Here is a 25,168-nt window from a genome sequence, read left to right as displayed (position 1 = left end):
CACATGTGTAAACTGTGACTATCTGTTGCAGGGATTTGCGTTAGTTGCAAAACTTGTGGAATCCCCAGCTAGAGCAATCTTTTAGGAGGAAGCAGACTGTGACTAAGCACTACGCGGGGGCGAGAATCCACGCACTACGCAAGGAACGCAAACTCACACAAGCCGCCATGGCGAAGCAGCTGGGGCTATCCACCAGCTACCTCAACCAGCTGGAGAATGATCAGCGCCCCCTCACCGTCACCGTCCTCCTGCAGCTGACCCAGCGCTTCGGCGTTGACGCCACGTACTTTGCAGGGGACCGCGATCTGCGCGCTCTCGCCGAGCTGCGCCAGCTCTTCCCCGAAGCCTCCGAAGCCACCCTTACTGACTTAAGCGGGCGCTTCCCCGAACTTTTACCCCGGCTTGTCGACGCCGCCGCACACACCCCCGCCGAACCCGGCCCTTTCGAAGCGGTCCGTGACTTCTTCTACGACGCCCACAACTACGTCCATAGCCTCGACATAGCCGCCGAGGAGCTCTCCGATTCGCTCGGAGACCGAGTCCTGCGCCGCGGGCGCTTAGCTTCCGTCTTGCAGGATGAATTCGGTGTCACGACGCGATTCTCCTCCTCTTCACCACGGCGCCGCACCTTCCACGACCGCGAGTTGCACCTGCGCGCGGGCCTTACGGAATCCCAACTCGTCTTTGAAATGGCGCTCCAGTACTGCCTGCTGGCCTACCCGGAGCATTGCGCGGAACTCGTCGCCGAATTGCCGGGCGAGGAAGCACAGACTATTGGCACGCTGGGCCTCGCGCAATATTTTGCCGCCGCCGTGACCATGCCTTATACCCAGTTCCTCGCCACTGCGGAGGAAACGCGCTATGACATCGACGTCATCGCGACGGCCTTTGGCACTGGTTTCGAGACCACCGCGCAGCGCTTGTCGACGTTACAGCGACCCGGCCACCAAGGCGTTCCCTTCTCCTTCATCCGCACCGACCGCGCAGGAAATATTTCCAAGCGCCAGTCCTCCACCGCTTTCCACTTCGCCCGCAGCGGCGGCTCCTGCCCGTTGTGGGTCGTGCACCGCGCTTTTGAAACGCCCAACCGCATCACGAGGCAGGTGGCCTCGATGCCCGATGACCACACCTACTTGTGGATTGCGCGCTTCGTCCAAGGCCAGGCCCAGGCCTGGGGCACGCCGCGCAAAGAATTCGTCGTGGGCTTAGGCTGCGATATCGCACAGGCGGATCGCGTGGTCTACGCGGATGCGCTCAACCTCTCCCCTTCTGAGGCGACCCCCATCGGCCCTGGCTGCGCCGCCTGCCCACGTCCAGCGTGCCCGCAGCGTGCCTTCCCACAGGTGGGGCGGCCCGTCAGCCTCGACCTCAATGCCACGCCGGTTTCGGCTTATGCCACCTCATAGTTCTTTCATTTTCGCCTAGGCTTTCGAATTTCCTACTGCGATGTCCGGTGGGCTTGCCAAGATAGGAGCTGTTCGGCACCCCGCCGAGCTCTCTTCCCTCACCTACGCAGGAGGTTCTCTCTCATGCCCAACCCTTATGCAGCTCCTCAGTTCTCTCCGGAACCAACCCCGGTGCAGCCGGCACCACAGAAAAAGAAGGGCGGCTGCCTGAAGTGGGGTGCGGGTGCCGTCGCGGTATTCGTGCTCGGCGGCATCGCCCTCAATGCAGGTTCTGATAGCGATGACCCGACTAACACCGCCTCACCGGAGCCAAGCACAAGCGTCACTGCCGCCAAATCGCTGGAGTCTGCGCTGAGCACCCCGACGCTCGATATCAACCACGCCGTAGTTGACGTGGAAACCGCCGGAGGCGGTACCGGCAGCGATGACAACACCGTGCCCGCAGAACACAAGAATGCTCTGCGCGCGGCGAAGCGTTATCTGGACTTTTCCTCATTCTCCGAAGCTAAGCTCTATGACCAGCTCACGAGCGAATACGGCTCGCAATTCTCACCCGAGGCGGCGCAGTACGCAATGGATCAGCTGGATGTGGACTGGAACGCCGAGGCGCTCGAGTCCGCAGAGAGTTACCTCGATTTCTCCTCCTTTTCCAAGGCAAAGCTCTATGAGCAACTGACTTCCGAGTACGGGGAGAAGTTCACGCCAGAACAAGCTCAATACGCCGTAGACACCGTCAATGCTGATTGGATGGCCGAAGCCGTCGAGGCAGCAGAGAGCTATCAGGAGCTCATGCCAATGTCCGGCTCCGCATTGTTAGAGCAGCTCACCAGCGAATACGGAGAGCAGTTCACCATGGAAGAAGCCCAGCATGCGGTGAGCACACTGGGCTTATAAGAGCGGGCCGTAGATAAATCAGACCCGGGTCTGATTTAAGCGAGGTCTTTACTCAAGGTCATCGTGGGCAACGAGGCGGCGGGCCGCCTCCGTGATGGTGCCGGACAGGGACGGGTAGACCGCCAGGGAATCCGCTAGCTGGTTCACGGTGAGCTGGTTGGTCACGGCGACCGCGATGGGCAGAATAAGCTCGGAGGCGGTCGGAGCAACAATCACGCCACCGATGACGCGGCCGGAGGTCGCACGGCAGAAGAGCTTGACAAAGCCGTGCTGCAGCGAGCGCATCTTGGCGCGCGGGTTGGTATTCAACGGCATCGTGATGGTGCGGGCGGCAACCTCACCGGCCTCAATCTCCGCCTGGGTAAAGCCCACAGCAGCAATTTCTGGGCGGGTAAACACGGCGGTTGCTACGGTCTTCAGGCGCAGCGGGGACACGCCCTCACCCAGGGAGTGGTACATAGCGATACGGCCCTGCATCGCGGCAACGGAAGCCAGCGGGAACAGGTCGGAGCAGTCGCCGGCGGCATAGATGCCAGCGACATTGGTGCGGGAAACGCGGTCAACCTCGATGTGGCCGGACTTCGTGGTAGCCACACCAACGTGCTCCAAGCCGAGGTTCTTGGTATTCGGGATGGAACCGATGGACATGATGACGTGGGAACCATGGATCTCGCGACCATCCTGGGTCTTGACCACGACGTTGCCGTCCTCAGTACGGGAGACGGTCTCCACGCGGCAGTTCTTCTCCAGCTCCACGCCGCGCTCGGCCAGGACGGTCTCGAGGACGTCGGCAGCGTCGGCGTCGTCGTGCGGCAGAATGCGGTCGCGGGACGCCACCATGGTCACGCGCACGCCCATCTCCGCGAAGGCGGAAACGAACTCAGCTCCGGTCACGCCGGAGCCGACGACGATGAGGTGCTCCGGCTCCTCCTTGAGGTCATAGACCTGCTGCCAGGTGAGGATGCGCTCGCCGTCCGGCTGCGCGCCCGGCAGAATGCGCGGGGTGGCACCGGTAGCAACGAGGACGAGGTCCGCGTCGAGGGTCTCAGTGGTGCCATCCTTATGGGTGACATCAACCTTGTGCGCTGCCCCCTTCACGCCATGCTGATCCTCAGAAAAGGCAGCGCGCCCATCAATGACCTTGACGCCGATCTTCTCTAGGCCCGCACGGACGTCACGGGACTGGTTAGCAGCCAGCGCCTGAACACGGCCGTTGAGGGCCTCCAGGCTCAGCTGCAAGGAGCTGAGCTGGTGGTTCAGGCCCATGTCATCGGCGCGGCGGAAGTCGGTGCGAATGTTGGCGCCAGCGATGAAGGACTTTGAGGGCACGCAGTCCAAGAGAACGGAGGAGCCACCGGGGCCCTGTTCCTCAATCAACGTAATGTGCGCGCCGTACTTGGCGCCGGCGGTCGCAGCCTCGTAGCCTGCGGGGCCACCGCCGATGATTACGATGCGGGGGGCTTCCTGTGACACTGTCGCTCCTTTTTTAAAATTCTGCCTATAAGAACTCTGGGAAATCCTTGTCACAGTGTAGTGCTTAGGCGCTTAATCCTCCACGTTGGCAAACTGCTCCGCCACGGAGCCGAAGAGTTTGACGCCCACGCCGATGGCTCGCTCATCGGGGGCCAAATCACCCATATGCAGATCATGCTGCTCGCCTTCACCGGACCAGCAGCCAAGGCGAGCCATGGAGCCGGGCACCTTTTCTAGGTACCACGAGAAATCCTCGCCGCCGGAAGACTGCGGCGCCTGAACCACAGCCTGCGGGTCAATGGCCTGGGCAGCGCTGGCAAGGAGGGCGGTAGAGACGTCGTCATTAAGCACGGGCGGAACCCCACGGTGGTAGACCAGCTCATGCTCCACACCCAGGGGCGCTAGCACCTGTTCCACCAACTCGGAGAAGAGCGTTTGCATATCCCGCCAGATTCCGATGTCTGCCGTGCGCATAGTGCCAGACACAGAGCCGGTCTCAGGGATCGCGTTCGGGGCATAGCCGGAATTCACCTGGCCGAAGACCAAGACGGTGCCGGTGCGCGGATCGACGCGGCGTGAGAGCAAACCTGGCAGGTCCGTCAGCAGCTTGCCCAGCGCATAGACGACGTCCGCCGACAAGTGCGGGCGCGAGGTATGCCCGCCGGGGCCGGAGACGTTGATTTCCACAACATCGGTCGCGGAGGTGATCGCCCCAGCGCGAACGCCGATACGCCCGACGCGCAGCTTTGGTTCGACGTGCACGGCAAAGATGGAGTTCACGCCTTCGAGTGCACCCCACTCGATGACATCGGTGGCGCCGCCTACCCAGACTTCTTCGGCGGGCTGGAAGATGACACGAACACCGAAATCTAGCGGATGCTCGCGATTAAGGTCCGCCAGGGCGCAGGCCGTGGCCAGCGCAATGGTGGTGTGTATGTCATGCCCACACGCGTGCATGACGCCGGGGACCTCGGAGGTGTACTCGAGGCCGGTAACCTCGGTGACGGGGAGCGCATCAATATCGGCACGGAAGGCAAGGCGTCCGAGTTCCGTATCGGGGCCGATGTCCACCATGAGGCCGGTCTCGGGGAAAAGATGCGGCTCCAAGCCGTACTCGCGCAGGGTGCGGGACAGGAAGCGGGTGGTTTCCACCTCGTTATTGGAAGTCTCCGGGTGGCGGTGAATATGGCGGCGCCACGCGATGACCTCCGCGCGGTGGTTGCTGAACCACTCACTGACGTAGTCCGAGATCACTGCTTCCTCCTCCGTGGTTTCCTCTTGGGAAGAGTCTACAACTAGACCATGCGGTTCAGTTAGCCGGGCAGGTCACACGCTAGATATACTGAGCGGTCTGCCCTGACCGACGGTTTCGCTACAGGTCGATATTACGGGGGCCGTAGAGGCGATCGCCGGCGTCACCCAGCCCCGGCACGATATAAGCGTCCTCGTTGAGGGCCGGATCAATCGCTGCGGTGACCAAGCGAACTGGCAAGCCCGAGTTAGCCAGCGCATCAACGCCCGGCTGGGCGGAGACCATGCAAATCGCCGTGATGTCGGTAGCGCCACGGTCCGCAAGGAGCTTCAGGGAGTGCAGGAGGGAACCACCCGTGGCGAGCATCGGGTCAACCACGAAGACGCTGCGGCCGCTGAGATCCTCCGGTAGGGCCTCCAGATAAGGCACCGGCTCGTGGGTTTCCTCATCTCGCGCCATACCGATGAAGCCGACCTGGGCATCCGGAATCATGGACAGGGCCGGGTCAATCATGCCCAGACCAGCACGGATGATGGGCACGATAATCGGCGGGTTTTGCAGGCGGGTGCCCTCCGCCGTGGCGACGGGAGTGACGCAATCAAAATGCTCGACGGGCAAATCACGGGCTGCTTCATACACCAGCATGGTGCCCAGGTCTCGCAGGGCGGCACGGAAAGCGGTGTTATCGCTGCGGGCATCACGCATCAGCGTGAGCCGGGAGGCGGCGAGGGGGTGGTCTACTACGTGGATATCCATGCCCTTCACTGTATAAGAATCCGCCGGGAACCGATCAGCGGGCGGCGCAGTCTAAAAAGGCATGACTAGCTTTGACACATTCACTATTGACACCGAATACACCCGCCGGCTGGCACACGAACTGGCCACCGTCTCCCAAGCCTCCGCCACTCCCCCTCCTGCGTTACCTATAGATTCCGTTCTGGGTGGCTTCACCGGCGCATTTAACTCCGCCATGGAAAACCTCGCTGCCCGCCTTGCCCAGGTCAGGGCGGATGCCGGAGCTGTGGCGGACTCCAGCTTCCGCATGGCCCGCGAGGCCGAGGACGCTGACGGTGCTCTTGCTAGCGCCTGTGGAGGTCTGTGATGTTGGAGTCAGCACTCGCTCACATCGCCCGGATGCAGCCGGCACAGCTTCCCGATGTCTCCCTGCCCACTGTGCCCGATCTCACTGCTGCCGGGCCCTTAGCGGAGATAGCGCACGGAGATCCGCGGGCGCTTTTCGCCACCGCACGCCAGGCCACCGAGGACCTTTCCACGGCGCGCTCTGCGCTAGATTCCGCGCGCGGGCTCATCTCGGCGGCCGTCAGGGACCTCATCGGGCTGGGATTCGAGCTGCTCCAGCGCGGACTGCCTTTAGCCTTGGGCTTGCTCATCCCCAACCCAGCCACACAGGCCGCAGCCCGCTCGGCTTTGCAGGCCTTGGCAATGGAGTACGTCGGCAAGGCGATGCTGCGCGTAAAGCAGCTGGCCGGGGAGCTCCTTCAGGCGGCCGCGCCCCTCGTGCCCATTGCACAACGCGCGGTGCGCCCTTCAGTGCGCGGTCCGCAGGAGGAAGGCGGAGCACGCCACGCGCTGACCACGTCCTCGTCCTCTGATAGCAAAGGAAGCGCGCAAGGCCAGGCCGCGGTGCAAGCCGCACTCTCCCAGCTGGGCACACCCTATGGATGGGGCGGCACCGGCAACGGCAGCTTCGATTGCTCGGGGCTAACCCAATGGGCTTGGCGCCAGGCTGGGGTGGAACTGCCGCGCACCGCTGAAAGCCAGACCGTGGGCCGCCAGGTGAGCGCGGATGAGCTGCAGCCCGGCGACCTCGTTGTGTGGGATGGGCATGTGGCCATGTACTCCGGTGACGGGCAGATGGTGGAGGCCGGCAGCCCCGTGCAAACCAATCCACTGCGCACCAACAACATGGGGATGGCTTTCAAAGGCTTCTGGAGGCCCACAGGGTAGACTATTTGCCCATGAACACCCGCGCTATTGTCCCCATCAAGCTCTCCCTTTCTGAGGGCGATTTTTATACCCTATGGGCGCCAAAGTGGCGCCAGAACGGTTCCGAGTGGCAGGCCTTTCTCGGTGACGACGAATCCGTCCTGCTCTTTAACACCGAAGCCGAGATGCTCTGCTTCCTCGAATCCGGCACGAAGCACGACTTGCTCGACCACCCGAAGTGGGAAGCCTTTAATTCCCAAGCGGCGGACCGTGTCGTGCCAGAAAAGAAACGCGTCTACGACCTCATCGGCATGCCGAAGCACCTGGCCGGCCGCCCCAGCCACGAGAACGTGTCCACCGTCGCACGCTGCCTGGAGATTGCACAGGCACTAGCGGAGGTCTGCGCCGCGGAACACACCGTCATCTTCTTCGCATCGCACTCCATCCTGCGCAACCCTGCCCGCGGAGCCGATCACTACGCCGGTGAACAGGGCATGAGTGAGTGGTCCGGCGTGGGCCGCGTTATCCACAGCAACTGGCGCTCGGTCATCGAAGACCTCGACAAGGTGGTCAAGGTCGTTCCTTCCTCTGACTTCACCCAGGATGCAACCACCAACGCCGCCACCCGCATCTCCGCCGCCAGCGAAGCAGCAGAGGAAGCCCGCAAGAAGGCCGAGGAAGAGCGCAAGGCCGCCGCAGAATCCGCCGATCCTTATGACAGCTCCCCCTGGGCAGCCGCGGGCATCGACCCGGTGAAGATCACCGCCGATCAGAGGACGGTCTACACCCTGCGCACCTACCTCGACGGCAAGCCGGTTTTCTTGGGCAAGTGGGGCGAAATCTTCACCTTCCCCAGCTCCAAGGTGCTGGTGCGCTGGATCATGGAAAACGATGACCACGACCTAGCAAAGGTATCCACCTGGGAGGAAGTCGTTGCCGCAGCGAACGCTGGTGAGCTCGAGGTCACCGTTCACCCGGATAACCAGTACAGCTTCTACGGCATTGTCCGCGATATTGAAAAGGGCCCCGAATCCGTTGATACGGACCAGATGAGCCGTTGCTACGAGGTCTGCGCAGATGCCGCCGACTGGGCCGGGGATGACTCCATCAACTCCTACATGCTGCAGAACCCGCGCTTCCAGGACTACCTGGGCTACATGCTGGGTTCCACCGAGCACGCAGGCTACGTGCCCTCCAAGCCCTACACCGAGCACGCGGAGTCCTGGAAGGGCCTGGAGGAAATGCTGACGAAGCGCTTCTCCCGCTTCTAGTTTTTACTCGGAAGACTCGCTGTCTTCTTCCGCTTCGGAAGCGTTCACATCAGAAGCGTCTTCCGCGAATTCCGGATCCGCTAGCTCCTCGTAGGCGGGTAGGATTTCCTGCTCGATGAGGCGCTGGCGGTCTTCTTCACTGGCAAAAGAGTTCTCAATCGCCTTGATAGTGAGATCGAAGAACTCCTCCAGCCCATAGCCGAAGGTCTCGCTCAGGGCCAGGAAAACGTCACTGAGCTTCTCGCCTGCCACGGTGCAGGTAAAGCCAAGCTGCTGCAGCAGCGGCAGAGGATGGTCAGCCAGCTCCTCTGCGGGCAGCTCCTCCAGCGGCGCGAAGGTCAACGCGATGCGGCGATCCCGCACCCACGCGGATGCCTTGCCAGGGCGAACGCCGTCGAGATCAGCGCTGAAGTCATCGACAAGATCAGTGGCGTGCACAAGGCGTGTCGCACCCGCCTGCACAGCCACCACGGCATCCTCATAGGAGGCAACGTCCCGCTCCCACGGGATGAAATCTGCGCGGAGCTTCTCAGCCGCAGACAACTTTGTCAGCGCAGCACCGGCAACGCCTTCGCCTACATCCCAGCTATTGGCATCGCCCTCAACGATGAGGCGAGCATCAATTCCGGGAACGTCGAGTCCTTCCCGCGCTGCAGCGAGCGCCTCGGCGGCACCGAAGGAGAAAGCACTGGGGCGCAGGCGGAGCTCGGCGTAGACCACGTGGTCGCTGGCAAGCGCCTGCACAACAGCGTGCGTGGCCGCGCGGAGCTCCTCTGGGGTGGAAGCATCCGTGGGCAACGGCGCCAAGAGCGTCACCTTGGGCAGGCCGGCGAAAATCTCAGCGCCGGAGTCTTTATTTTCGGGGCTAATCAGAGGTGCGTCATGCATGAGGATCATCCTAGGACGCGGTCTAGGATTAAGCACGCTATGAAACATGTCCCCGCGATCCTCACTGCCCTCGCCTTGGCCGCGACGCCGCCCGCGTTTGCAGAAGAGGAAGAGTCCTCATCGCCCACGCGCACCACCGCGCCGGATACCGACTCCTGCCCGCATTCCCTTGTTCCCGAGGAACCGACGACCACCTCTGAGAGGTTGGCACCTGGCCAGGAAGCGCCCACTCCCCTTCCCGCGGTTGAGGGCGCTGCGTGCGGTGTGACAGCCCCGCGCGGTTTTCGGGTCAATAAGGACGTTGTGGCTTCGGCGTGGATGGTTAGCGACCTGGATACTGGCGAAATCATCGCCATGAAGGATCCCAACGGGCGCTACCGCCCAGCCTCCATCATCAAGGCGCTGCTGGCGCTCGTGGTCATCGAAGAGCTGCCCCTGGACCAGCGCATCACCGCCACGCTTGACGACGCCTCCGTCGAAGGCTCCGCCGTCGGCCTCGGCCCCGATGGTGTCTATACCGTGGAGCAGCTTTTACAGGGTCTACTCATGGCTTCCGGCAACGACGCCGCGCACGCCCTCGCGCAGGCTGTTGGCGGGGATGAGAAGGCGCTGGAGAAAGTCAACGCGAAGGCACAGGAGATTGGCACGCGCTCGACGGTGGCGGCGAGCTACTCCGGTTTGGACGCGGCAGGCATGTCGACGTCCGCGGCGGATATCTCGTTGATCTACCGCGCGGCTTTTGCCAACGACACCTTCGCGCGCATCGTCGATACCGAGCACGTGGAGTTTCCCGGCTGGGGTGACATGCCCGGTTATGAGCTGTGGAACGACAATGGGCTCTTCCTCAACGACCCGGACGGTATCGGCGGCAAGACGGGCTATACCGAGGACGCGCACCATACCTTCGTCGGCGCGATTAATCGCGGCGGGCGCCGCCTGCAGGCGGTCCTCCTCGATACAACCGTCGAGCATGGTTTCCGCGCTTGGGAGCAGGCGCAGATGCTTCTCGACGAAGCCTCCGACGTCCGCCCCGGCGATGGCGTAGGGCTTGTGGATGATTTCGCGGCTGGACAAGAGGAGCCCTCGGAATCTGCACCAACCACCCCGGCTCCTACCACGCCGTCCACGCCCGCCACCCCGGAGGCGACTGCGGGGTCTTCATCCTTTGGGGACTCGCAGGGCTGGATTGGGTGGCTCGTGGCAGGGCTCGTCGCTCTCCTGGTCGTAGTGGTTGCTACTTTTTCACTACTTCGGCGTTAGCCATAATGTCGTGCTGGCCGCGCAGCGCATTCTTCGGACCAATCGTGGTCACCACGTACAGGGCACCAAAGAAGGCAATGAGCGGGCCGATGAGCGGCACGAGGGAGGCCACGCGCCACCAGTTGCGCTTGATGCTCTGCTGCCAGGTGAGCTTGTTGTGGGTGGTGACATCGCGCACCGTGTATCCAGCTATCAGCTTCGCCGGCGTTGCCCCAACTAGGACTTCGAAGCAGATGTAATAGGCCACCGTGATGATCCCCGAGAAACTGGTGAGCCAGACCTCATTGAGAGTGGAGTTGTACACCCCGACGCTTAGCAAGAGGGAGACACCAATCGCCGCAATGACGTAGTCGATGACGGCCAAAAGCACTCGGGTACCGGGAGTAGCGCGCGGGGCGTCCTGAACAGGCGCGGCGGGTGTGGCAGCATGATGGCTCTCGCCCCAGCGGCCGGTAGTGGCGTAGTCATCGAGCTGCGCCCACGTGAGCCGAGCACCTGATTCCATCATTTGGTCATAGCTGGCTCGGGACGAGGGCTCGCAGAGAATGCGGGCGGCAACGGCGAGTTCCTCGCGTTCGGAGTCCTCGGGGAGGTAGCCGAGGCCTTCGAGGTGGGCGTCAGCAGCCGCTAGCTGCACGCTGAGCTCGCGTGAGGTCGCGCGCGAATCCAGGGTGAAGTGCGCATAAAGGTTCGGGGCAAAAGACGCTGGTAGCATCCCGCCCTACTTTCGCCGCAGCAGGGCCCACGCACCCGCGGCGGCCGCACCAAGGGCAGCACCGGCGCCCAAGGTCACGCCCGTGTTCGGGCCCTGGCGGATCTCGTTGCGGACGCGGATGACTGCCTGATCCGGAACCGGCGGAACCAGCAGTTCGAGAGATTCTTCAGTAGTAGCCGTCCATGCGGAAACATAGAGCACGACGCGCCAGACCAAGTACATGACCACCATGAGGACGATCACCGGGCCAAACACGGCACCGGCTGGGTTGCCTGCCGCGGAGGACATGATGACGGTGGACAGCTGTTTGATGGCCTCAAAGATCACAGCGCCGATAGCCGCGCCCTTCAGACCAGACTTGGTGGGCACCTTCGTGCGCGGCAGGAAAGCCACCATCCACCAGAAGACGAGGAAGTTAGCGATGAGACCGATCACGATGCCGGCGATAACCAGCACCGTTCCCATTCCTGGGAAGGACTCGATACCAACCCACTCGAAGATCTTTTGGGTCAGTCCGGAGGAGCCCGCCGCCGTCACGCCGAAGGCGATAACCATGGCCACGAGCAGGCCGATGAGCCCCAGCAGGTCGCTGAGCTTCTTGGTCACAAAGTTGCCCGGGGCGTCAGTCGGATCCTGCATCCACATCGCCGAAATGCCGATGCGCAGGTTATTCATCCAGCCGAGCCCAGACCACAGGGTGGTGAGGCCACCGATGCCGTACATCGCACCGCGCTGTTCAATCGCGGTATGGAGAAGCTCCGTAATCGAATCCCCCAGATCGCCCGACACGGCGTTCGCGATCTGCTCTTCCAGTTGTTGCATGAGATCGGGGCGATTGGCCAACACGGTGGCGATGGCTGCCACCGTGAGCATGAAGATGGGGAAGATAGCAAGAACCGAGAAATACGTAATTCCGGCCGCGAACTGGTTGCCGCCTTGGCTACCGTAGCGATCCAGCATCTTCATGATGTGGTCGATAAAACCGGACTTCTCGCGGACCTTATCTACCGCTCCCGGCTCATCGGCATAAGCACGCTCGATGCCGTAATCATCGGTCTTCTTCTCATCGGGTTGAGTCGTTGGCGCCACAGGCTTTCCCCTTTTTATGAATTACAGAAATAAGTTACAGAATCCTCTACACAGTCTTCATCATGCTAGCCAACTCAGCCGCGACGCGCGGGGAGAAAGCCCACCGCCTCGTAGACCTTGTCCACGAGCGGGGTGGCAATCTCCGTGGCGTGCTCGGCGCCCTTGGCCAAAATACGCTCCAACTCGCCGCGGTCTTCCATGAGCTCGTCGTAGCGAGCCTTCAGCGGAGTGGTGAAAGCCTCAAGTGCTTCCGCCGTGTCCACCTTCAGGTGGCCATAGCCCTGGCCCTCGTACTTGTCCACGAGGTCCGGGATGCTCTCGCCAGTCAGCGCGGACTGAATGGCCAGCAGGTTGGACACACCGGGCTGCTTCTCGCGGTCAAAGGCCACCACGCCAAGGTCATCGGTCACCGCGGACTTGATGCGCTTGGCGGAGGTCTTGGGAGCATCGAGCAGGTTTACGATGCCCTTCGGGTTTGCGCCCGACTTCGACATCTTGGCCGTTGGCTCCTGCAGGTCATAAATCTTGGCCGAGCCCTCCGGAATGAAGGCCTCCGGCACGCGGAAGACCTCGCCGTACTTGTTGTTGAAGCGCTCCGCCAGGTTGCGGGTGAGCTCAAGGTGCTGGCGCTGGTCCTCCCCCACCGGCACATAGTGCGGGGAATACAGGAGGATATCCGCGGCCATCAGGACGGGATAGGTAAAAAGGCCCACGGACGTGCGGTCCTGGCCCTGCTTGAGGGACTTGTCCTTGAACTGGGTCATGCGGGAGGCCTCACCGAAGCCGGTCAGGCACTGCAAAACCCACGTCAGCTCCGCGTGTGCGGGGACGTGGGATTGTACAAAGAGGGTGGATTTCGCCGGGTCAATACCCAATGCGATGAGCTGCGCGGCGCCCGCCACGGTGCGGTGGCGCAGCTCCTCCGGATTCTGCTCCACCGTGATGGCGTGCAGGTCCGGGATGAAGTAAAAAGCCTCGTGGGAGTCTTGCAGGTCAATCCACTGCTTGAGCGCTCCAAGGTAGTTACCCAGGTGATAGGAGTCCGCCGTGGGCTGAATGCCAGAGAGGACTCGAGAAGCGGAGGTCGATGCAGAAGTGGAGTCAGTCATGGTTGATCACTCTACTCTGCCGCCTCCGCCGGGGAGGCGCTGCGTCGATTAAATCTTGCGGGAGGTCGGGCTAATGACGTCCATCATGACGGCAAAACCGGCCACCATGAACGCGCCGCCAACGCCCTGGAGGACGATCGGGCCAAGGAAGGCAAAGGACGGTCCGACGATGGTCCACCACCAGATACCCAGGGCAAGCAGAATAGCGCCGAGGACAAAGTAGATGATTGCGCGGGTCATGAGCATCTCCTGCGAAATAGAAAGGACGTTAAGACGGGATTATCGTACCACTACTTGGCGTGGGCTACTTGTACTCCACCAGAAGCGGAGAGTGATCGGACCAGCGCTCCTCCACCGTCGGCGCCTTCTCCACCCACGTGCGCTGCGCGCGCTCCAGCATGGCCTTCGTGGCAGCCTGATAGTCAATGCGCCACCCGGCGTCGTTGTTGAAAGCCTGGCCGCGGTAGGTCCACCAGGTATAGGGCCCCTCGGCCTCCGGGTGCAGGCGCCTGGCGACGTCAAACCATTGCGGATCCTTGGCCGCCTCCCAGGCGGTCTTGGTCTCGTAGTCCACCACGCCGAGCCAGTCCCCAAGCCCCTTCTTCTCCTGGGGCTCATCATCCGGGAAAGAGCCAAAAACGCGGTCCATGAAGGCTCGCTCCTCCGGCAAGTGTCCGGACTTCTTCTCGTTGGGCTTGTTGTTCTTCAAGTCCTGGGCGCGGTGGCAGATGTTCCAATCACCGCCGATAACAGACTCCGGATACGTCGCGGCCATCTCATCCAAAACTTCAGAGAATTCATCCAAGAAAAGGTACTTCTCATCCTGCTTCGGGGAATCAGTATCGCCGGAGGGCAGATACAAAGAGGCCACGCGCACGCCTTCCACGGTGGCGGCGATGAAGCGGCCGGATTCGGCGAAGGAGCCGAAGCCCACGGCGACGTCGCCAAGCGCGTGCTTCGATAGGATTCCCACACCCGCGCGGCCCTTGGCGGCGGATTCGGCCTGCACCAGGTTCCATCCGGCCTCCAGGGCTGGGGCCAGGGCCTTCTGGGTCTGCTCGGGGTTGGCGCGCACCTCCTGCATGAGGACGACGTCGGCCGGCGTGGTCTCCAACCACGCGTTCATACCCGGGTTGTTCTCATTGCGCTGTTTGCAGGCCGCGCGGATGCCGTTAACGTTGACGGAGGCGATGGTGAAACTCATGCCGGCCAGTCTAACTCTGTTCAATAATCTTCACGGAAGGGCCGCGGCGGCGCTTGTCCCACATGGTGATAACCCAGGTGATGCAGCCGGCCACCGCCAACCCCGCACCAGCGAGGGCGGTGGAGTTATAGGAATAACCTGCGCCCACGACCGCACCGCCGATAGCAGCACCCGCCGCATTGGCGATATTGAGGGCCGACTGGTTCAAGGCCGCCGCGAGGGTCTGCGCATCCCCCGCCACGTTCACCAAGCGCAACTGCAGGGAAGGAACGAGGATGGAGCCGAAGAAGGCCAAGACACCAAAGGCACTCGTGCCCGCCCAAGCGTTGTGGGCCAGGAAGTAGAAGGCCACGGACACACCGACCATGCAAATGAGAGCAAAGATGATGCCAAATTCCAGGTTTCGGTCCGCCAGTGCACCGCCAGCGACGTTGCCGACAGTCATACCGATGCCATAGGCCATGAGCACAATCCAGGTGCGGTTCGGATCCATGCCGGCGACCTCCGTCATGGTCCACGTGATGTAGGTGTAGACGGCGAACATGCCGCCAAAGCCGACGGTGCCGAGGAACACGGTGAGCAGGACCTGGCTGTTCTTCAACGCGCCGAGCTCGGTGAACATATCCGTTTCCGGCATACGCGTCATGTGCGGGAAGAGGAAAAAGAGCAGCACCATCGTTAAGGCTGCAAGGACCACGACCAAGTAGTAGGCCGAATGCCAGCCCAGTCCCTGGCCTAGGGCTTGGGCTGCCGGTACACCGATCACGGTGGCAACGGAAAGGCCCATGCCCACCATCGACATGGCAAAACCTTGCTTGCCCGGTGGGGCCATCGAGGCCGCCGCCAGATTAGCTACGGAAAAGTATGCGCCATGCGGCAGACCCGCAATGAAGCGCGCCACCAGCAGAACACCGTAGTTCGGGGCCAGGGCCGTCAGCAGGTTACCCACGAGTAGAAAGCCTATGAGCAGGATAATCAGTCGGCGGCGTGGAAGTTTGCCCGTGAGCGCCGCAATCACTGGCGCGCCCACGACGACACCAAGCGCATAGACGGCGATAACCACCGACGCCGTGTCTTCCGTAATACCGAAATCATCCGCGATGAGTGGCAGCAGGCCCATCGAGGTGAACTCGGTGGTGCCGATGGCGAAGGCACCCAGCGCCATGGCGATCATCACGATGGTGCGGCGCGTCGCGGAGATTTCCGTCTGGCGCGGGACGGGACGGCGTTGGATACTGGTATTCATCGGTTTCACGGGGGCAGACCTTAGTACTCTCGCCGCGTTGCTCGTAAGTCCAGCCGGAAAGGTTGTGCCAAATACACAGACCTCCCCCACTGGTGGTGCGAGTCACAGGGGGACCGGCACCGCGAGAAAATAAGACAGGTATCCTGTGAGGTTGAACAGTTTTCAACTTCTTTAGGAGAACCATGGCAAAGATTATCTGGACCCGTACCGACGAGGCGCCGTTGCTGGCGACCTACTCCTTCAAGCCAGTCGTGGAGGCCTTCGCGTCCACCGCAGGCATCGAGGTGGAAACCCGCGACATTTCCCTAGCCGGCCGCATCCTGGCCCAGTTCCCGGAGCGCCTTGGTGACAAGAAGGTCTCCGATGCCCTGGCTGAGCTCGGCGAGCTGGCCAAGACGCCGGAAGCCAACATCATTAAGCTGCCGAACATCTCCGCTTCCCTGGTGCAGCTGAAGAAGGCCATCGCTGAGCTGCAGGCAGCCGGTTTTGATCTCCCGGAGTACGAAGAGGCTCAGGAGAAGTACGACGCCGTCAAGGGCTCCGCTGTGAACCCGGTTCTGCGTGAGGGCAACTCCGACCGCCGCGCCCCGATTGCAGTCAAGAACTTTGCTAAGAAGAACCCGCACAAGATGGGTGCGTGGTCCGCTGATTCCAAGACCAACGTGGCCACCATGGACGCAGATGACTTCCGCCACAACGAGAAGTCCGTCATCATGCCGGAGGAGGACACCCTCTCCATCGTTCTGAAGACCGCCGAGGGCGAGCAGACCCTGCTGGAGAAGCTGCCGGTCCTCAAGGGCGAGGTCATCGACGGCACCTTCATGTCCGCCAAGGCACTCGACGAGTTCCTCAAGGCTCAGGTTGCCCGTGCCAAGGAAGAGGGCGTGCTCTTCTCCGCTCACCTCAAGGCCACCATGATGAAGGTGTCTGACCCCATCATCTTCGGCCATGTCGTCCGCGCTTTCTTCGCTGACGTCTTTGAGAAGTACGGCGAGGAGCTCGAGGCTGCTGGCCTCAACGGCGAGAACGGCCTGGGCGCTATCTACGAGGGTCTGGACAAGCTCGAGAACGGTGCTGAGATCAAGGCTGCCTTCGACGACGCGCTTGCCGCGGGCCCGGACCTCGCCATGGTCAACTCCCACAAGGGCATTACCAACCTGCACGTTCCCTCCGATGTCATTATTGACGCCTCCATGCCGGCTATGATCCGCACCTCCGGCCACATGTGGAACAAGAACGACGAGGAGCAGGACACCCTCGCCGTCATCCCGGATTCCTCCTACGCCGGCGTGTACCAGGCCGTCATCGAGGACTGCAAGGCTAACGGTGCCTACGACCCGACCACTATGGGTACCGTCCCGAACGTCGGCCTCATGGCACAGAAGGCTGAGGAGTACGGCTCCCACAACAAGACCTTCAAGGTGCCGGCTGCCGGCACCGTTGAGGTCCGCAACTCCAAGGGTGAGGCCCTTATCTCCCACGACGTGGAGGAGGGCGACATCTGGCGCGCTTGCCAGACCAAGGACGCCCCGATCCAGGACTGGGTCAAACTGGCCGTCAACCGTGCTCGCCTGTCCGGCATGAAGGCCATCTTCTGGCTCGACCCGGAGCGCGGCCACGACGCCAACCTCATCGAGCTGGTCAACAAGTACCTGCAGGATCACGACACCGAGGGGCTCGACATCTCCATCGAGGATCCGGTCACCGCGACCAAGATCTCCGTCGAGCGCATCCGCAAGGGCGAGGACACCATCTCGGTCACCGGTAACGTCCTGCGTGACTACAACACCGACCTCTTCCCCATCCTCGAGCTGGGCACCTCCGCAAAGATGCTGTCTGTGGTTCCGCTCATGGCTGGCGGTGGCCTGTTCGAGACCGGTGCCGGCGGCTCCGCCCCGAAGCACGTCCAGCAGGTCCAGGAGGAGAACCACTTGCGTTGGGACTCCCTCGGTGAGTTCCTGGCTCTGGCTGAGTCCTTCCGCCACGAGCACAACACCAACGGCAACGCCAAGGCTGGCGTGCTGGCCGCAGCGTTGGACAAGGCCACCGAGACCCTGCTGGATGAGGGCAAGTCCCCGTCCCGCAAGGTCGGCGAGAACGACAACCGAGGCTCCCACTTCTTCCTGACCCTTAACTGGGCCAAGGAGCTGGCTGCACAGACCGACGACGCCGAGCTGGCCGAGGCTTTCAAGCCGGTTGCTGAGTCCCTCGAGGCCAAGGCAGGCGAGATTGAGCAGGCGCTTCTCGACGTCCAAGGCTCCCCCGTCGACCTCGGCGGCTACTACGCCCCGAACGAGGAGAAGCTAGCCGAGGTCATGCGCCCAGTCGCTGCCTTCAACGACATCATTGATGGCCTGAAGAAGTAATTCGGCGCTAGGCACTTAACAAAAGACCGCTTCGTCTCCTCCCTGGAGTTCGAGGCGGTCTTTTCTTGCTTCATTAACCACAAACAGGCCTAAACAGCACTCCGCGACGCTATTTTTACCCGTTGAGCTGCGAGAGCTTTTTCTTGACTGATTCTTGCTTCTCGTGCCTTATCTCGCGGGGTTTTCATCCTTTTCACGCCGAGGCCCCCAGTTATTTAAAAAGTTTTTCACTACTTGGGAACCGAGAAGCCATCACCTCCGACTAGTAGTGCAGTTGATATCAGCGCCTGTCCATCGCCCTTTGCTGAGCGCCCCGCGAACGTTCAGCAGGGGCCTTCACCAAAGACACTGAAAAGAGCACTACCTATGAGTCGGACGGCTCTGCGATCTTTCATTCAGCGCATTCACTTTTATGGCGGTATGTTCGTCGGCCCCTTCATCCTCGTTGCGGCATTGACTGGCTGCCTCTATGCCATGGCACCCACCCTGGAGAAGGTGGTGTACCACGATGTCATCTCCGTTCCGGCGGTCGAGCACCCCGTGAGCTTGGAAGAACAAATCCGGGCCGCACAGCACGAGCACCCAGACATGCCTGTGTCCCAAGTCTGGCCGGCAACCAACCCCACGGATTCCACGCGCGTGTTGGTGTCTGATGACAGTATCGATGAAAGCCTCCAGCGCACCGTCTTCATCAATCCGGCCAACGCCGAGGTCATCGGGGACTACCCCACCTACTCCGGCCTGGGCGAGATGCCGCTGCGCCGCTGGATTTCCTCCCTGCACGAAAGCTTCCACTTAGGCAAGATCGGTGAGCTCTACTCGGAGCTGGCTGCCTCTTGGCTGTGGGTCATGGCCTGCGGGGGTCTTTATATGTGGTGGATTCGCCGCCGTCCAAAGAACAAGGCAACCGCGAACGCCGCACACCAGCAGCCCAAGCGCTCTGCCCGCTGGAAGGCCACCCGCCTGCATTCCACCGTCGGTGCCTGGATCTTCATCGGTCTGCTTGGTCTCTCTGCCACCGGTATCACGTGGTCGGGACTGGCCGGCGACAACGTTGATTCCCTAGTGGAGCGCATGCAGTGGAAGGCCACCCCCATCGAGACTGCCCTCCCCGGCACCACCGCTGAAACGCATGAGCACACCATGCATGAAGGTCATGAAGGGCATGGGGTTGGAGGGGCATCGTCAAGCACGAACATAGCTGCCGAGGCCGAGCGCGTCTTCGCCACCGGCCGCGCCGAGGGACTCACCGGCCCGCTACGTATGTACCCACCGGAGGACGCCCACTCCGCCTGGCAGGTCAGCGAACGCTGGGTGGAATGGCGCACCACCTCCGATGCCATCTCCGTGGACGGCTCCACCGGCGACGTCATCGACCGCCAGCCTTTCTCCAGCCTTCCACTGTTTAGCAAGCTCAGCAGCTGGGGCATCTACCTGCACATGGGCATCATGTTCGGCCTTCCGCTGCAGATTGCGCTGCTTGCACTGGGTCTCGCCACCGCCGCTCTCGTGGCGCTGGGCTACTACATGTGGTTCAAACGTCGCCCACGCTTCCTCCCGACTGCCCACTTCTCCTGGGCCACCACAGGACTGGGCGCGCTTTTCGCGGCCACCGTGGGCGTCTTCCTGCCGCTCTTAGGAATCACCTTGGCAGCGTTCCTGATTCTCGACATCGTCCTGGTGTACCGTGCCACCACTCCACGCAGGGAACGCACACCAATCCCGGTGGGATAGTTTAGTGAAAGCCATCACATAGGGACGGGCTTATTAGGTACGGTAGTTTCTTATGGCTAACCCACTACTGACCCCCTCTACGCTGCCCTATCAGCTCCCGCCGTTTGCGGAGATCAAGGTAGAGCACTACCGCCCCGCTTTCGACGAAGCACTCGCGCTTCACGACGCCGAGATCGCCTCCATCACCGACAACCCCGCCGCGCCTACGTGGGAAAACACCGTGGAGGCGCTCGAGCGATCCGGCCAGGACCTCGACCGCGTCATGGCGGTCTTCGGCAACCTCTCCGGTACGGATGTCACCGAGGAGATGGAGGAGATCGCCGCCGACATCTACCCGCGCCTGTCCGCGCACTACGACGCGATGTACCAGAACGAGGTTCTCTACGCGCGCATCAAGGAGGCGACGCCGCCTGCCGACGACGCGGAAGGCCAGCGCCTCCACGACCACCTCCTGCGCACCTTTGCCCGCAAGGGTGCCGATCTCGATGCGACTGGCAAGGCCCGCCTGTCTGAGATCAACCAGCGCCTTTCTGCACTGTCGGAGGAATTTGGCCGCAACCTCATGGCATCTACCCGCGAGCGCGCGGTCTCCTTCACCGAGGAGGAACTCGAAGGCCTGCCCGCCGAGCGCATCGCTTCCGCCAAAGCCGACGCTGAGGCGCTTGGCCGCGAGGGCTATGCCATCCCGCTGGAGCTGCCGACCGTGCAATCGGAGCTAAGCCGCCTGGCGCGGGAGGATGCGAGGGGGAGGTTGTATGGGGCGTCGGCAAGCAGGGGCTCCGAGAACAACATCCCGGGGCTCATCGAGGCCGTCCAACTGCGCGCTGAGCGCGCCGAACTGCTGGGCTTTGCCACGCATGCCGACTACGTCATCGCCGAGGAAACCGCCGCGACTGCCGACGCTGCCCGCACCATGCTCTTCGACCTCTCCCCCGCCGCCGCGGCCAATGCCGAAGGCGAGCAGAAGCTCCTCGCTGAAGAGGCTGAGCTCAACAGCCAGGGATTCACCGCCGCCGACTGGCCCTACTGGGAATCCAAGGTCCGCGCCCGCGACTTCTCCCTCGACGAGGAGGAGCTGCGCAAGTACTTCCCGCTGGACCAGGTCCTAGAGAAGGGCGTCTTTGCCGCCGCCGAACGTCTCTACGGCATCACCGTTATCCCGCGCGATGACCTCGAGGGCTACGCGGAGGGGGTTCGCGTGTGGGAGGTGCGGGACGGTTCCGTCCCGCACGGGGAAAAGGACTCGCACGGGATCGGTCTCCTCCTCACCGACTACTTCGGGCGCCCCACCAAGCGCGGCGGCGCATGGATGAGCGAGTTCGTGGGGCAGTCCCGACTGCTGGAGCGCAAGCCGGTCATCGTCAACGTCATGGGCATCACCAAGCCCGCCGACGGCTCCCAACCGCTGCTGAGCATGGATGAGGTCCGCACCGTCTTCCACGAATTCGGTCACGCCCTGCACGGTCTGCTTTCCGACGTCCGCTACCCCACCTTCGCCGGCACCAACGTGCCGCGTGACTGGGTGGAATTCCCTTCGCAGATCAACGAGAACTGGGCACTGGATAAGAACTTGGTCAAGGAGTACGCCCGCCACGTGGAGACGGGCGAACCTATTCCGGACGAGCTTCTCGACGCCATCTCCGCCGCCTCCGAGTTCGGCCAGGGATTCGCCACCTCGGAGTATCTGGGGGCGTCGATCATCGACCTCGCGTGGCATTCCCTGAGCGCGTCGGAGGCCGCCGAGTTGGAAGCTACACCGGAGGCCATCGCCGAGTTCGAGGCCGAGGCCCTGCGCGCGGCCGGGCTAGACAACGAGCTCATTGCGCCGCGCTATCGCTCGACCTACTTCAACCACATCTTCGCCGGTGGCTACTCCGCGGGCTACTACTCCTATCTCTGGGCCGAGGCCCTCGATGCCGATGGTTTCGAGTGGTTCAAGGAGCAAACCGACCTTCGCGAGGCCGGCCAAAAGTTCCGCGATGTCATCCTGTCGAAGGGCGCATCCCGCGACTTCACGGAGGCTTACCGCGAGTTCCGCGGCCGCGACAAGGACGTTGCGCCGCTGCTCAAGCGCCGCGGCCTCGCCGGTGCCTAGTTCCCCGATGCCTAGTTCCCCGATGGCACTAGTGCCCACCATCAAGGCGTCCGGTGAGCTGCTCCAAGCGATGCCGGCTCGGGCCGTTTAAGCCGACGATGTCCACGGTCTTGCCCTTTTCGTGGAACTTGCTAGTAATGCCGTCCAAGGTAGCAACCGTGGAAGCATCCCACACCTCGGCACCGGTGAGGTCGATGACAATGTGCTCAGCCTCATCGGTGTAATCAAATTGGTACACCAAGTCATTCGACGACGCCCAGAAAAGCTGTCCGTGCAGCTGGTAGGACCGTACACCGTCGACAAGCTCGGAAGCATCCACTCGCACCAAATGAGCCACGCGGCGGGCAAAGCTCACCATCGCTGCCAGCACACCGAGCACTACGCCGACCGCCAGGTTATGCGTCACCAACGTGCCAGCCATGGTCACCAGCATCACCACGGTTTCCGACAGCGGCATAAATTTTAGCGTGCGCGGGTGCACTGAGTGCCAGTCCACGGTGCCTACCGAAACCATGATCATGATGGCTACCAGCGCTGCCATTGGGATCTGGCCAACAATGTCCCCCAACGCCAAGATGAGAACTAGTAGGAAAGAACCGGCAACCAGCGTGGACAAGCGTGTGCGCGCCCCGGACTCGCGGACATTGATCATGGTCTGGCCAATCATCGCGCAGCCTCCCATTCCCCCGAACAGTCCGGTAGCGATGTTCGACACGCCTTGTCCCCAGCTTTCACGGGTTTTGTTGGAGTGGGTATCCGTGATGTCGTCGACAAGCTTGGCAGTCATCAGCGATTCCATCAACCCCACCACGGCCACTGCCAGCGCATACGGCGCAATAATCTTGACGGTCTCCAGATTTAGCGGCACGTTCGGCCAGAACAGCGCCGGCAGCGAAGTCGGTAGATCGCCCATATCGCGCACGCGCGGAACATTAAGGCCCGCCAGAACCACCGCAGCTGTCAACACAACAATCGTCACCAGTGGAGCTGGCACCGCAGCAGTAATCTTGGGAAAGCCCACCATGATGCCGAGCCCCACGACGACGAGAACATAGACCATCCACGGCACATCGATAAGGTGCTCCAACTGTGCTGTAAATATGAGAATACCCAGCGCATTGACAAACCCCAGCATCACGGAGCGTGGGATAAAGCGTTGCAGCTTGGGCACGCCCAACAGCGCGAGCACAATCTGAAGCACCCCGCCCAGCATGACTGTGGCCACGAGATAATCCAGGCCGTGGTCTTGTGCCACCGGTGCCACTACAAGGGCGATAGCACCAGTTGCTGCGGAAATCATTGCCGGGCGGCCGCCAGTAAAGGCAATCACCACAGCCATAATCACGGAAGAGAACAAACCCACCGCCGGGCTCACCCCGGCGAGGATGGAAAACGCAATCGCCTCCGGAATCAGCGCCAAGGCAACGGCTAGTCCGGCCAACACCTCGATGCGCAGTCGCGTAGCTGAGGAAAAGGCATAGCGGAAGGAGGCCACAACACCCATGGGCGCTTCAGTGACCGTGGTAGTTTCAGTCATAGCAATCCTGTCGTTCGTATCCCCCGAGCTTAACCCTCAAGTAGCTTTAGGGTTTTGGACTTGCATAACTTTAACCGCTGCATAGGCGCGCGACAAAACATGGTCCCTAAGGAGGAAAGCCATGGCTGAATCTGGCTACAAAATCGGCGAGATAGCCGAGCGCACCGGCATTTCACTACCCACATTGCGCCACTACGACTCCGTCGGGCTAGTCTCTCCCTCTCACCGCAGCCCCGGAGGCTTCCGTCTGTACAGCGAAGAGGATCTGCACCGCATTTTGCTAGTCCGCCGCATGAAGCCGCTGGGGTTTTCGCTGGAAGATATGCGCTCATTTCTTGAGGCCGCTAATTCTTCCACGCCGGCTGCGCGCGAGACTGTCGCTCGCGTCCAACTGGAGGCACGTACGCGCTACGAGAAGCTGTCCAAGCAGCTGGCGTATGCCGAAGAGTTCCTCGATATAGTGAACAACTTGGCTTAGCACCCCCGAGAAGTTATCCACAGATTTCGTGGCGGGCGGGAGCTCGCCCTTGTTGGCAGGGTGCGGCGCTTTTACTCTGAGGTTCATGAGAGTTCAGACGTTCTTCGCCGCCCTCGGCCGCGCCATTGACCTGGTGGCCGAGTGCGCGGGCCTGTCTGAATCTGACTTAGTGTCTTTCGGAGCCACGTCTGCCGACGCCACCGTGTTCCTCTCCCTCCACCACACCTACTTCGGGCACACCTCTTCGACGAAGAAGCAGCGCACGGCGGTTGAAGCCGCCCGCCGGCGCGGGCACGGGCTGGTGACCTTGCAGCTTATCGAGCACTTCGTTGCCAAAGTCCGGGACCATAACAAAGCGTGGGATTTGCGGGTAGAGCTGTGCCAGACCAGCGCGGAGCTGGTGGAAAAGGTAGCGCGCAAGAGACTGCGTCAGATGCGCAAGCCCCGCACGTATGCCGAGCGTGCCAAGCTCACCCAGCACGGCAATGGCCTGGCCACCCTCACGGTAACTGCGGACTCGCTGCAGCTGACCGGTGTCTTTGAAGGCATCGACCAGGAACGCCCCGGCGAGAGTTTCTTGGAGAATCTGGAGGGCGGTGGCGTCAAAACTGAGGTTGCCACCATGGCGGTCCTGCAGCTCGATGACTACGCAGAGCTGCTCAAGGGCAATACCGACAAGGATGGCGAAGAATTCATCGTCCGCACAACAAGTGGCGCGACGATGACCGGCTCGCAGCTAGTGGAGCGCGCTCTGCTGGACAAGGGAGTTATTGTGGCGGTCAGCCGCGAGCATGGCCCACTCGATGTGTTTCGTTTCCAGCGCTTCGCCACGGCCAAACAACGCCTCGCCCTAGCTGCGGAGAACCCGTGCTGTGCGTGGGAGGGCTGCAAAGTTCCCTTTGAGAAGTGCCAAATCCACCACATCAAAGCCTGGGCCCGCGGCGGGCCCACCAACATCCTCAACCTGGTGCCACTGTGTCCGTACCACAACGGAGTCAACGACGATGACCCCGATGCCCCGCCCTCACGCGGCCACATGGACCGTATCGGCGGGCGGGTGGCATGGATCCCGCCATACGACGCCGCACCGGTCTTCACCAGCGCCTTCAACTAACACTTCAACTAAACCTTCCGCGAAGGCATTCCGCCACTGCCATGTAGTGCTCGAACCCCGCAGGAAATCCCCTCCTCGCGGGGCCTTCAG

General features: G+C 62.0%; 22 protein-coding genes. 11 read left to right on the top strand and 11 right to left on the bottom strand.

Annotation, left to right across the window (positions count from 1 at the left end):
- Window positions 1-98 precede the first annotated feature (98 nt).
- The gene (locus tag QP363_RS03650; RefSeq protein WP_070644374.1) at window positions 99-1,406 is read left to right on the top strand and encodes a short-chain fatty acyl-CoA regulator family protein; all 1,308 of its coding nucleotides are present in this window, start codon (window positions 99-101) and stop codon (window positions 1,404-1,406) included.
- A gap of 123 nt (window positions 1,407-1,529) precedes the next feature.
- On the top strand, window positions 1,530-2,300 hold the full coding sequence (locus tag QP363_RS03645; RefSeq protein ID WP_284762827.1) for an Ltp family lipoprotein: 771 nt from the start codon (window positions 1,530-1,532) through the stop codon (window positions 2,298-2,300).
- Window positions 2,301-2,348: 48 nt separating this feature from the next.
- On the opposite strand, the gene QP363_RS03640 is transcribed toward QP363_RS03645, so the two are convergent.
- The 3 genes from QP363_RS03640 to upp form a co-directional block, all read right to left on the bottom strand.
- Entirely contained in the window at window positions 2,349-3,773 is a 1,425-nt protein-coding gene (locus QP363_RS03640; RefSeq protein WP_070446399.1) for an NAD(P)H-quinone dehydrogenase, read from the bottom strand.
- Window positions 3,774-3,845: 72 nt separating this feature from the next.
- Complete coding sequence (locus QP363_RS03635) at window positions 3,846-5,027, bottom strand: M20 family metallopeptidase (RefSeq protein WP_070446401.1); 1,182 nt, start codon at window positions 5,025-5,027, stop codon at window positions 3,846-3,848.
- Window positions 5,028-5,145: 118 nt separating this feature from the next.
- The gene (upp, locus tag QP363_RS03630) at window positions 5,146-5,781 is read right to left on the bottom strand and encodes a uracil phosphoribosyltransferase (protein WP_010189385.1); all 636 of its coding nucleotides are present in this window, start codon (window positions 5,779-5,781) and stop codon (window positions 5,146-5,148) included.
- A 61-nt stretch (window positions 5,782-5,842) separates the two neighbouring features.
- On the opposite strand from upp, the gene QP363_RS03625 reads away from it, so the two are divergent.
- Genes QP363_RS03625 through QP363_RS03615 form a run of 3 tightly spaced genes read left to right on the top strand, consistent with a single transcriptional unit; the run spans window position 5,843 to window position 8,243 of the window.
- On the top strand, window positions 5,843-6,127 hold the full coding sequence (locus QP363_RS03625; RefSeq protein ID WP_070521391.1) for a hypothetical protein: 285 nt from the start codon (window positions 5,843-5,845) through the stop codon (window positions 6,125-6,127).
- Window positions 6,127-6,993 (top strand): C40 family peptidase, encoded by an 867-nt coding sequence (locus QP363_RS03620; RefSeq protein WP_070446404.1) that lies wholly within the window; start codon window positions 6,127-6,129, stop codon window positions 6,991-6,993. Before QP363_RS03625 ends, QP363_RS03620 begins: the two co-directional genes overlap by 1 nt.
- 11 nt (window positions 6,994-7,004) lie before the next feature.
- The gene (locus tag QP363_RS03615) at window positions 7,005-8,243 is read left to right on the top strand and encodes a hypothetical protein (RefSeq protein WP_070446405.1); all 1,239 of its coding nucleotides are present in this window, start codon (window positions 7,005-7,007) and stop codon (window positions 8,241-8,243) included.
- Window positions 8,244-8,246: 3 nt separating this feature from the next.
- Here QP363_RS03615 and QP363_RS03610 read toward each other — a convergent pair whose 3' ends face one another.
- A complete protein-coding gene (locus QP363_RS03610; protein WP_198530952.1) occupies window positions 8,247-9,131 on the bottom strand; it encodes an adenosine deaminase in 885 nt (294 codons plus the stop codon).
- A gap of 39 nt (window positions 9,132-9,170) precedes the next feature.
- On the opposite strand from QP363_RS03610, the gene QP363_RS03605 reads away from it, so the two are divergent.
- Window positions 9,171-10,391 carry a D-alanyl-D-alanine carboxypeptidase family protein gene (locus QP363_RS03605; RefSeq protein WP_070446409.1) on the top strand — a complete coding sequence of 407 codons (1,221 nt, stop codon included), beginning with the start codon at window positions 9,171-9,173 and terminating at the stop codon, window positions 10,389-10,391.
- Here QP363_RS03605 and QP363_RS03600 read toward each other — a convergent pair.
- The 6 genes from QP363_RS03600 to QP363_RS03575 all read right to left on the bottom strand — a co-directional run bounded on the left by QP363_RS03600 (window position 10,366) and on the right by QP363_RS03575 (window position 15,754).
- On the bottom strand, window positions 10,366-11,106 hold the full coding sequence (locus QP363_RS03600) for an RDD family protein (RefSeq protein ID WP_070718446.1): 741 nt from the start codon (window positions 11,104-11,106) through the stop codon (window positions 10,366-10,368). The two genes, QP363_RS03605 and QP363_RS03600, sit on opposite strands and share 26 nt — an antisense overlap.
- 6 nt (window positions 11,107-11,112) lie before the next feature.
- Window positions 11,113-12,195, bottom strand: coding sequence for a YhjD/YihY/BrkB family envelope integrity protein (locus tag QP363_RS03595; RefSeq protein WP_070521401.1), 1,083 nt, complete (start codon window positions 12,193-12,195; stop codon window positions 11,113-11,115).
- A gap of 74 nt (window positions 12,196-12,269) precedes the next feature.
- Window positions 12,270-13,304, bottom strand: coding sequence for a tryptophan--tRNA ligase (gene trpS / locus QP363_RS03590; protein ID WP_070446415.1), 1,035 nt, complete (start codon window positions 13,302-13,304; stop codon window positions 12,270-12,272).
- A 48-nt stretch (window positions 13,305-13,352) separates the two neighbouring features.
- Window positions 13,353-13,544, bottom strand: a complete 192-nt coding sequence (locus tag QP363_RS03585) for a hypothetical protein (protein ID WP_049157254.1) — start codon at window positions 13,542-13,544, stop codon at window positions 13,353-13,355.
- A gap of 64 nt (window positions 13,545-13,608) precedes the next feature.
- Entirely contained in the window at window positions 13,609-14,508 is a 900-nt protein-coding gene (locus QP363_RS03580; RefSeq protein ID WP_070521404.1) for an exodeoxyribonuclease III, read from the bottom strand.
- 10 nt (window positions 14,509-14,518) lie between these two features.
- Entirely contained in the window at window positions 14,519-15,754 is a 1,236-nt protein-coding gene (locus QP363_RS03575; RefSeq protein WP_198530955.1) for an MFS transporter, read from the bottom strand.
- Window positions 15,755-15,936: 182 nt separating this feature from the next.
- Between QP363_RS03575 and QP363_RS03570 the strand changes: the two genes are divergently transcribed.
- The 3 genes from QP363_RS03570 to QP363_RS03560 all read left to right on the top strand — a co-directional run bounded on the left by QP363_RS03570 (window position 15,937) and on the right by QP363_RS03560 (window position 21,949).
- Window positions 15,937-18,120 carry an NADP-dependent isocitrate dehydrogenase gene (locus QP363_RS03570; RefSeq protein ID WP_070446424.1) on the top strand — a complete coding sequence of 728 codons (2,184 nt, stop codon included), beginning with the start codon at window positions 15,937-15,939 and terminating at the stop codon, window positions 18,118-18,120.
- A gap of 366 nt (window positions 18,121-18,486) precedes the next feature.
- A complete protein-coding gene (locus tag QP363_RS03565) occupies window positions 18,487-19,854 on the top strand; it encodes a PepSY domain-containing protein (RefSeq protein ID WP_284762814.1) in 1,368 nt (455 codons plus the stop codon).
- A 52-nt stretch (window positions 19,855-19,906) separates the two neighbouring features.
- Entirely contained in the window at window positions 19,907-21,949 is a 2,043-nt protein-coding gene (locus QP363_RS03560; protein ID WP_284762813.1) for a M3 family metallopeptidase, read from the top strand.
- 28 nt (window positions 21,950-21,977) lie between these two features.
- On the opposite strand, the gene QP363_RS03555 is transcribed toward QP363_RS03560, so the two are convergent.
- Complete coding sequence (locus tag QP363_RS03555) at window positions 21,978-23,486, bottom strand: SulP family inorganic anion transporter (protein ID WP_070530668.1); 1,509 nt, start codon at window positions 23,484-23,486, stop codon at window positions 21,978-21,980.
- A gap of 121 nt (window positions 23,487-23,607) precedes the next feature.
- On the opposite strand from QP363_RS03555, the gene QP363_RS03550 reads away from it, so the two are divergent.
- Complete coding sequence (locus QP363_RS03550) at window positions 23,608-23,964, top strand: MerR family transcriptional regulator (RefSeq protein ID WP_070530670.1); 357 nt, start codon at window positions 23,608-23,610, stop codon at window positions 23,962-23,964.
- A gap of 85 nt (window positions 23,965-24,049) precedes the next feature.
- The gene (locus QP363_RS03545) at window positions 24,050-25,078 is read left to right on the top strand and encodes an HNH endonuclease signature motif containing protein (protein ID WP_284762809.1); all 1,029 of its coding nucleotides are present in this window, start codon (window positions 24,050-24,052) and stop codon (window positions 25,076-25,078) included.
- Window positions 25,079-25,168 lie beyond the last annotated feature (90 nt).

Source organism: Corynebacterium sp. UMB6689 (assembly GCF_030215295.1).
Taxonomy (GTDB): domain Bacteria; phylum Actinomycetota; class Actinomycetes; order Mycobacteriales; family Mycobacteriaceae; genus Corynebacterium; species Corynebacterium aurimucosum.
Note: the sequence above shows the minus strand (reverse complement) of the source record. Positions and strands in the feature narration are given on the sequence as shown.

What these genes read in the sequence shown, in the direction of transcription:
- QP363_RS03550 (WP_070530670.1), top strand. Translation starts at nt 23,608, where the DNA reads ATGGCTGAATCTGGCTACAAAATCGGCGAGATAGCCGAGCGCACCGGC.
- QP363_RS03615 (WP_070446405.1), top strand. Translation starts at nt 7,005, where the DNA reads ATGAACACCCGCGCTATTGTCCCCATCAAGCTCTCCCTTTCTGAGGGC.
- QP363_RS03625 (WP_070521391.1), top strand. Translation starts at nt 5,843, where the DNA reads ATGACTAGCTTTGACACATTCACTATTGACACCGAATACACCCGCCGG.
- QP363_RS03645 (WP_284762827.1), top strand. Translation starts at nt 1,530, where the DNA reads ATGCCCAACCCTTATGCAGCTCCTCAGTTCTCTCCGGAACCAACCCCG.
- QP363_RS03560 (WP_284762813.1), top strand. Translation starts at nt 19,907, where the DNA reads ATGGCTAACCCACTACTGACCCCCTCTACGCTGCCCTATCAGCTCCCG.
- QP363_RS03565 (WP_284762814.1), top strand. Translation starts at nt 18,487, where the DNA reads ATGAGTCGGACGGCTCTGCGATCTTTCATTCAGCGCATTCACTTTTAT.
- QP363_RS03610 (WP_198530952.1), bottom strand. Translation starts at nt 9,131, where the DNA reads ATGCATGACGCACCTCTGATTAGCCCCGAAAATAAAGACTCCGGCGCT.
- QP363_RS03575 (WP_198530955.1), bottom strand. Translation starts at nt 15,754, where the DNA reads ATGAATACCAGTATCCAACGCCGTCCCGTCCCGCGCCAGACGGAAATC.
- upp (WP_010189385.1), bottom strand. Translation starts at nt 5,781, where the DNA reads ATGGATATCCACGTAGTAGACCACCCCCTCGCCGCCTCCCGGCTCACG.
- QP363_RS03555 (WP_070530668.1), bottom strand. Translation starts at nt 23,486, where the DNA reads ATGACTGAAACTACCACGGTCACTGAAGCGCCCATGGGTGTTGTGGCC.
- QP363_RS03545 (WP_284762809.1), top strand. Translation starts at nt 24,050, where the DNA reads ATGAGAGTTCAGACGTTCTTCGCCGCCCTCGGCCGCGCCATTGACCTG.
- QP363_RS03585 (WP_049157254.1), bottom strand. Translation starts at nt 13,544, where the DNA reads ATGACCCGCGCAATCATCTACTTTGTCCTCGGCGCTATTCTGCTTGCC.
- QP363_RS03600 (WP_070718446.1), bottom strand. Translation starts at nt 11,106, where the DNA reads ATGCTACCAGCGTCTTTTGCCCCGAACCTTTATGCGCACTTCACCCTG.
- QP363_RS03580 (WP_070521404.1), bottom strand. Translation starts at nt 14,508, where the DNA reads ATGAGTTTCACCATCGCCTCCGTCAACGTTAACGGCATCCGCGCGGCC.
- QP363_RS03605 (WP_070446409.1), top strand. Translation starts at nt 9,171, where the DNA reads ATGAAACATGTCCCCGCGATCCTCACTGCCCTCGCCTTGGCCGCGACG.
- QP363_RS03570 (WP_070446424.1), top strand. Translation starts at nt 15,937, where the DNA reads ATGGCAAAGATTATCTGGACCCGTACCGACGAGGCGCCGTTGCTGGCG.
- QP363_RS03620 (WP_070446404.1), top strand. Translation starts at nt 6,127, where the DNA reads ATGTTGGAGTCAGCACTCGCTCACATCGCCCGGATGCAGCCGGCACAG.
- trpS (WP_070446415.1), bottom strand. Translation starts at nt 13,304, where the DNA reads ATGACTGACTCCACTTCTGCATCGACCTCCGCTTCTCGAGTCCTCTCT.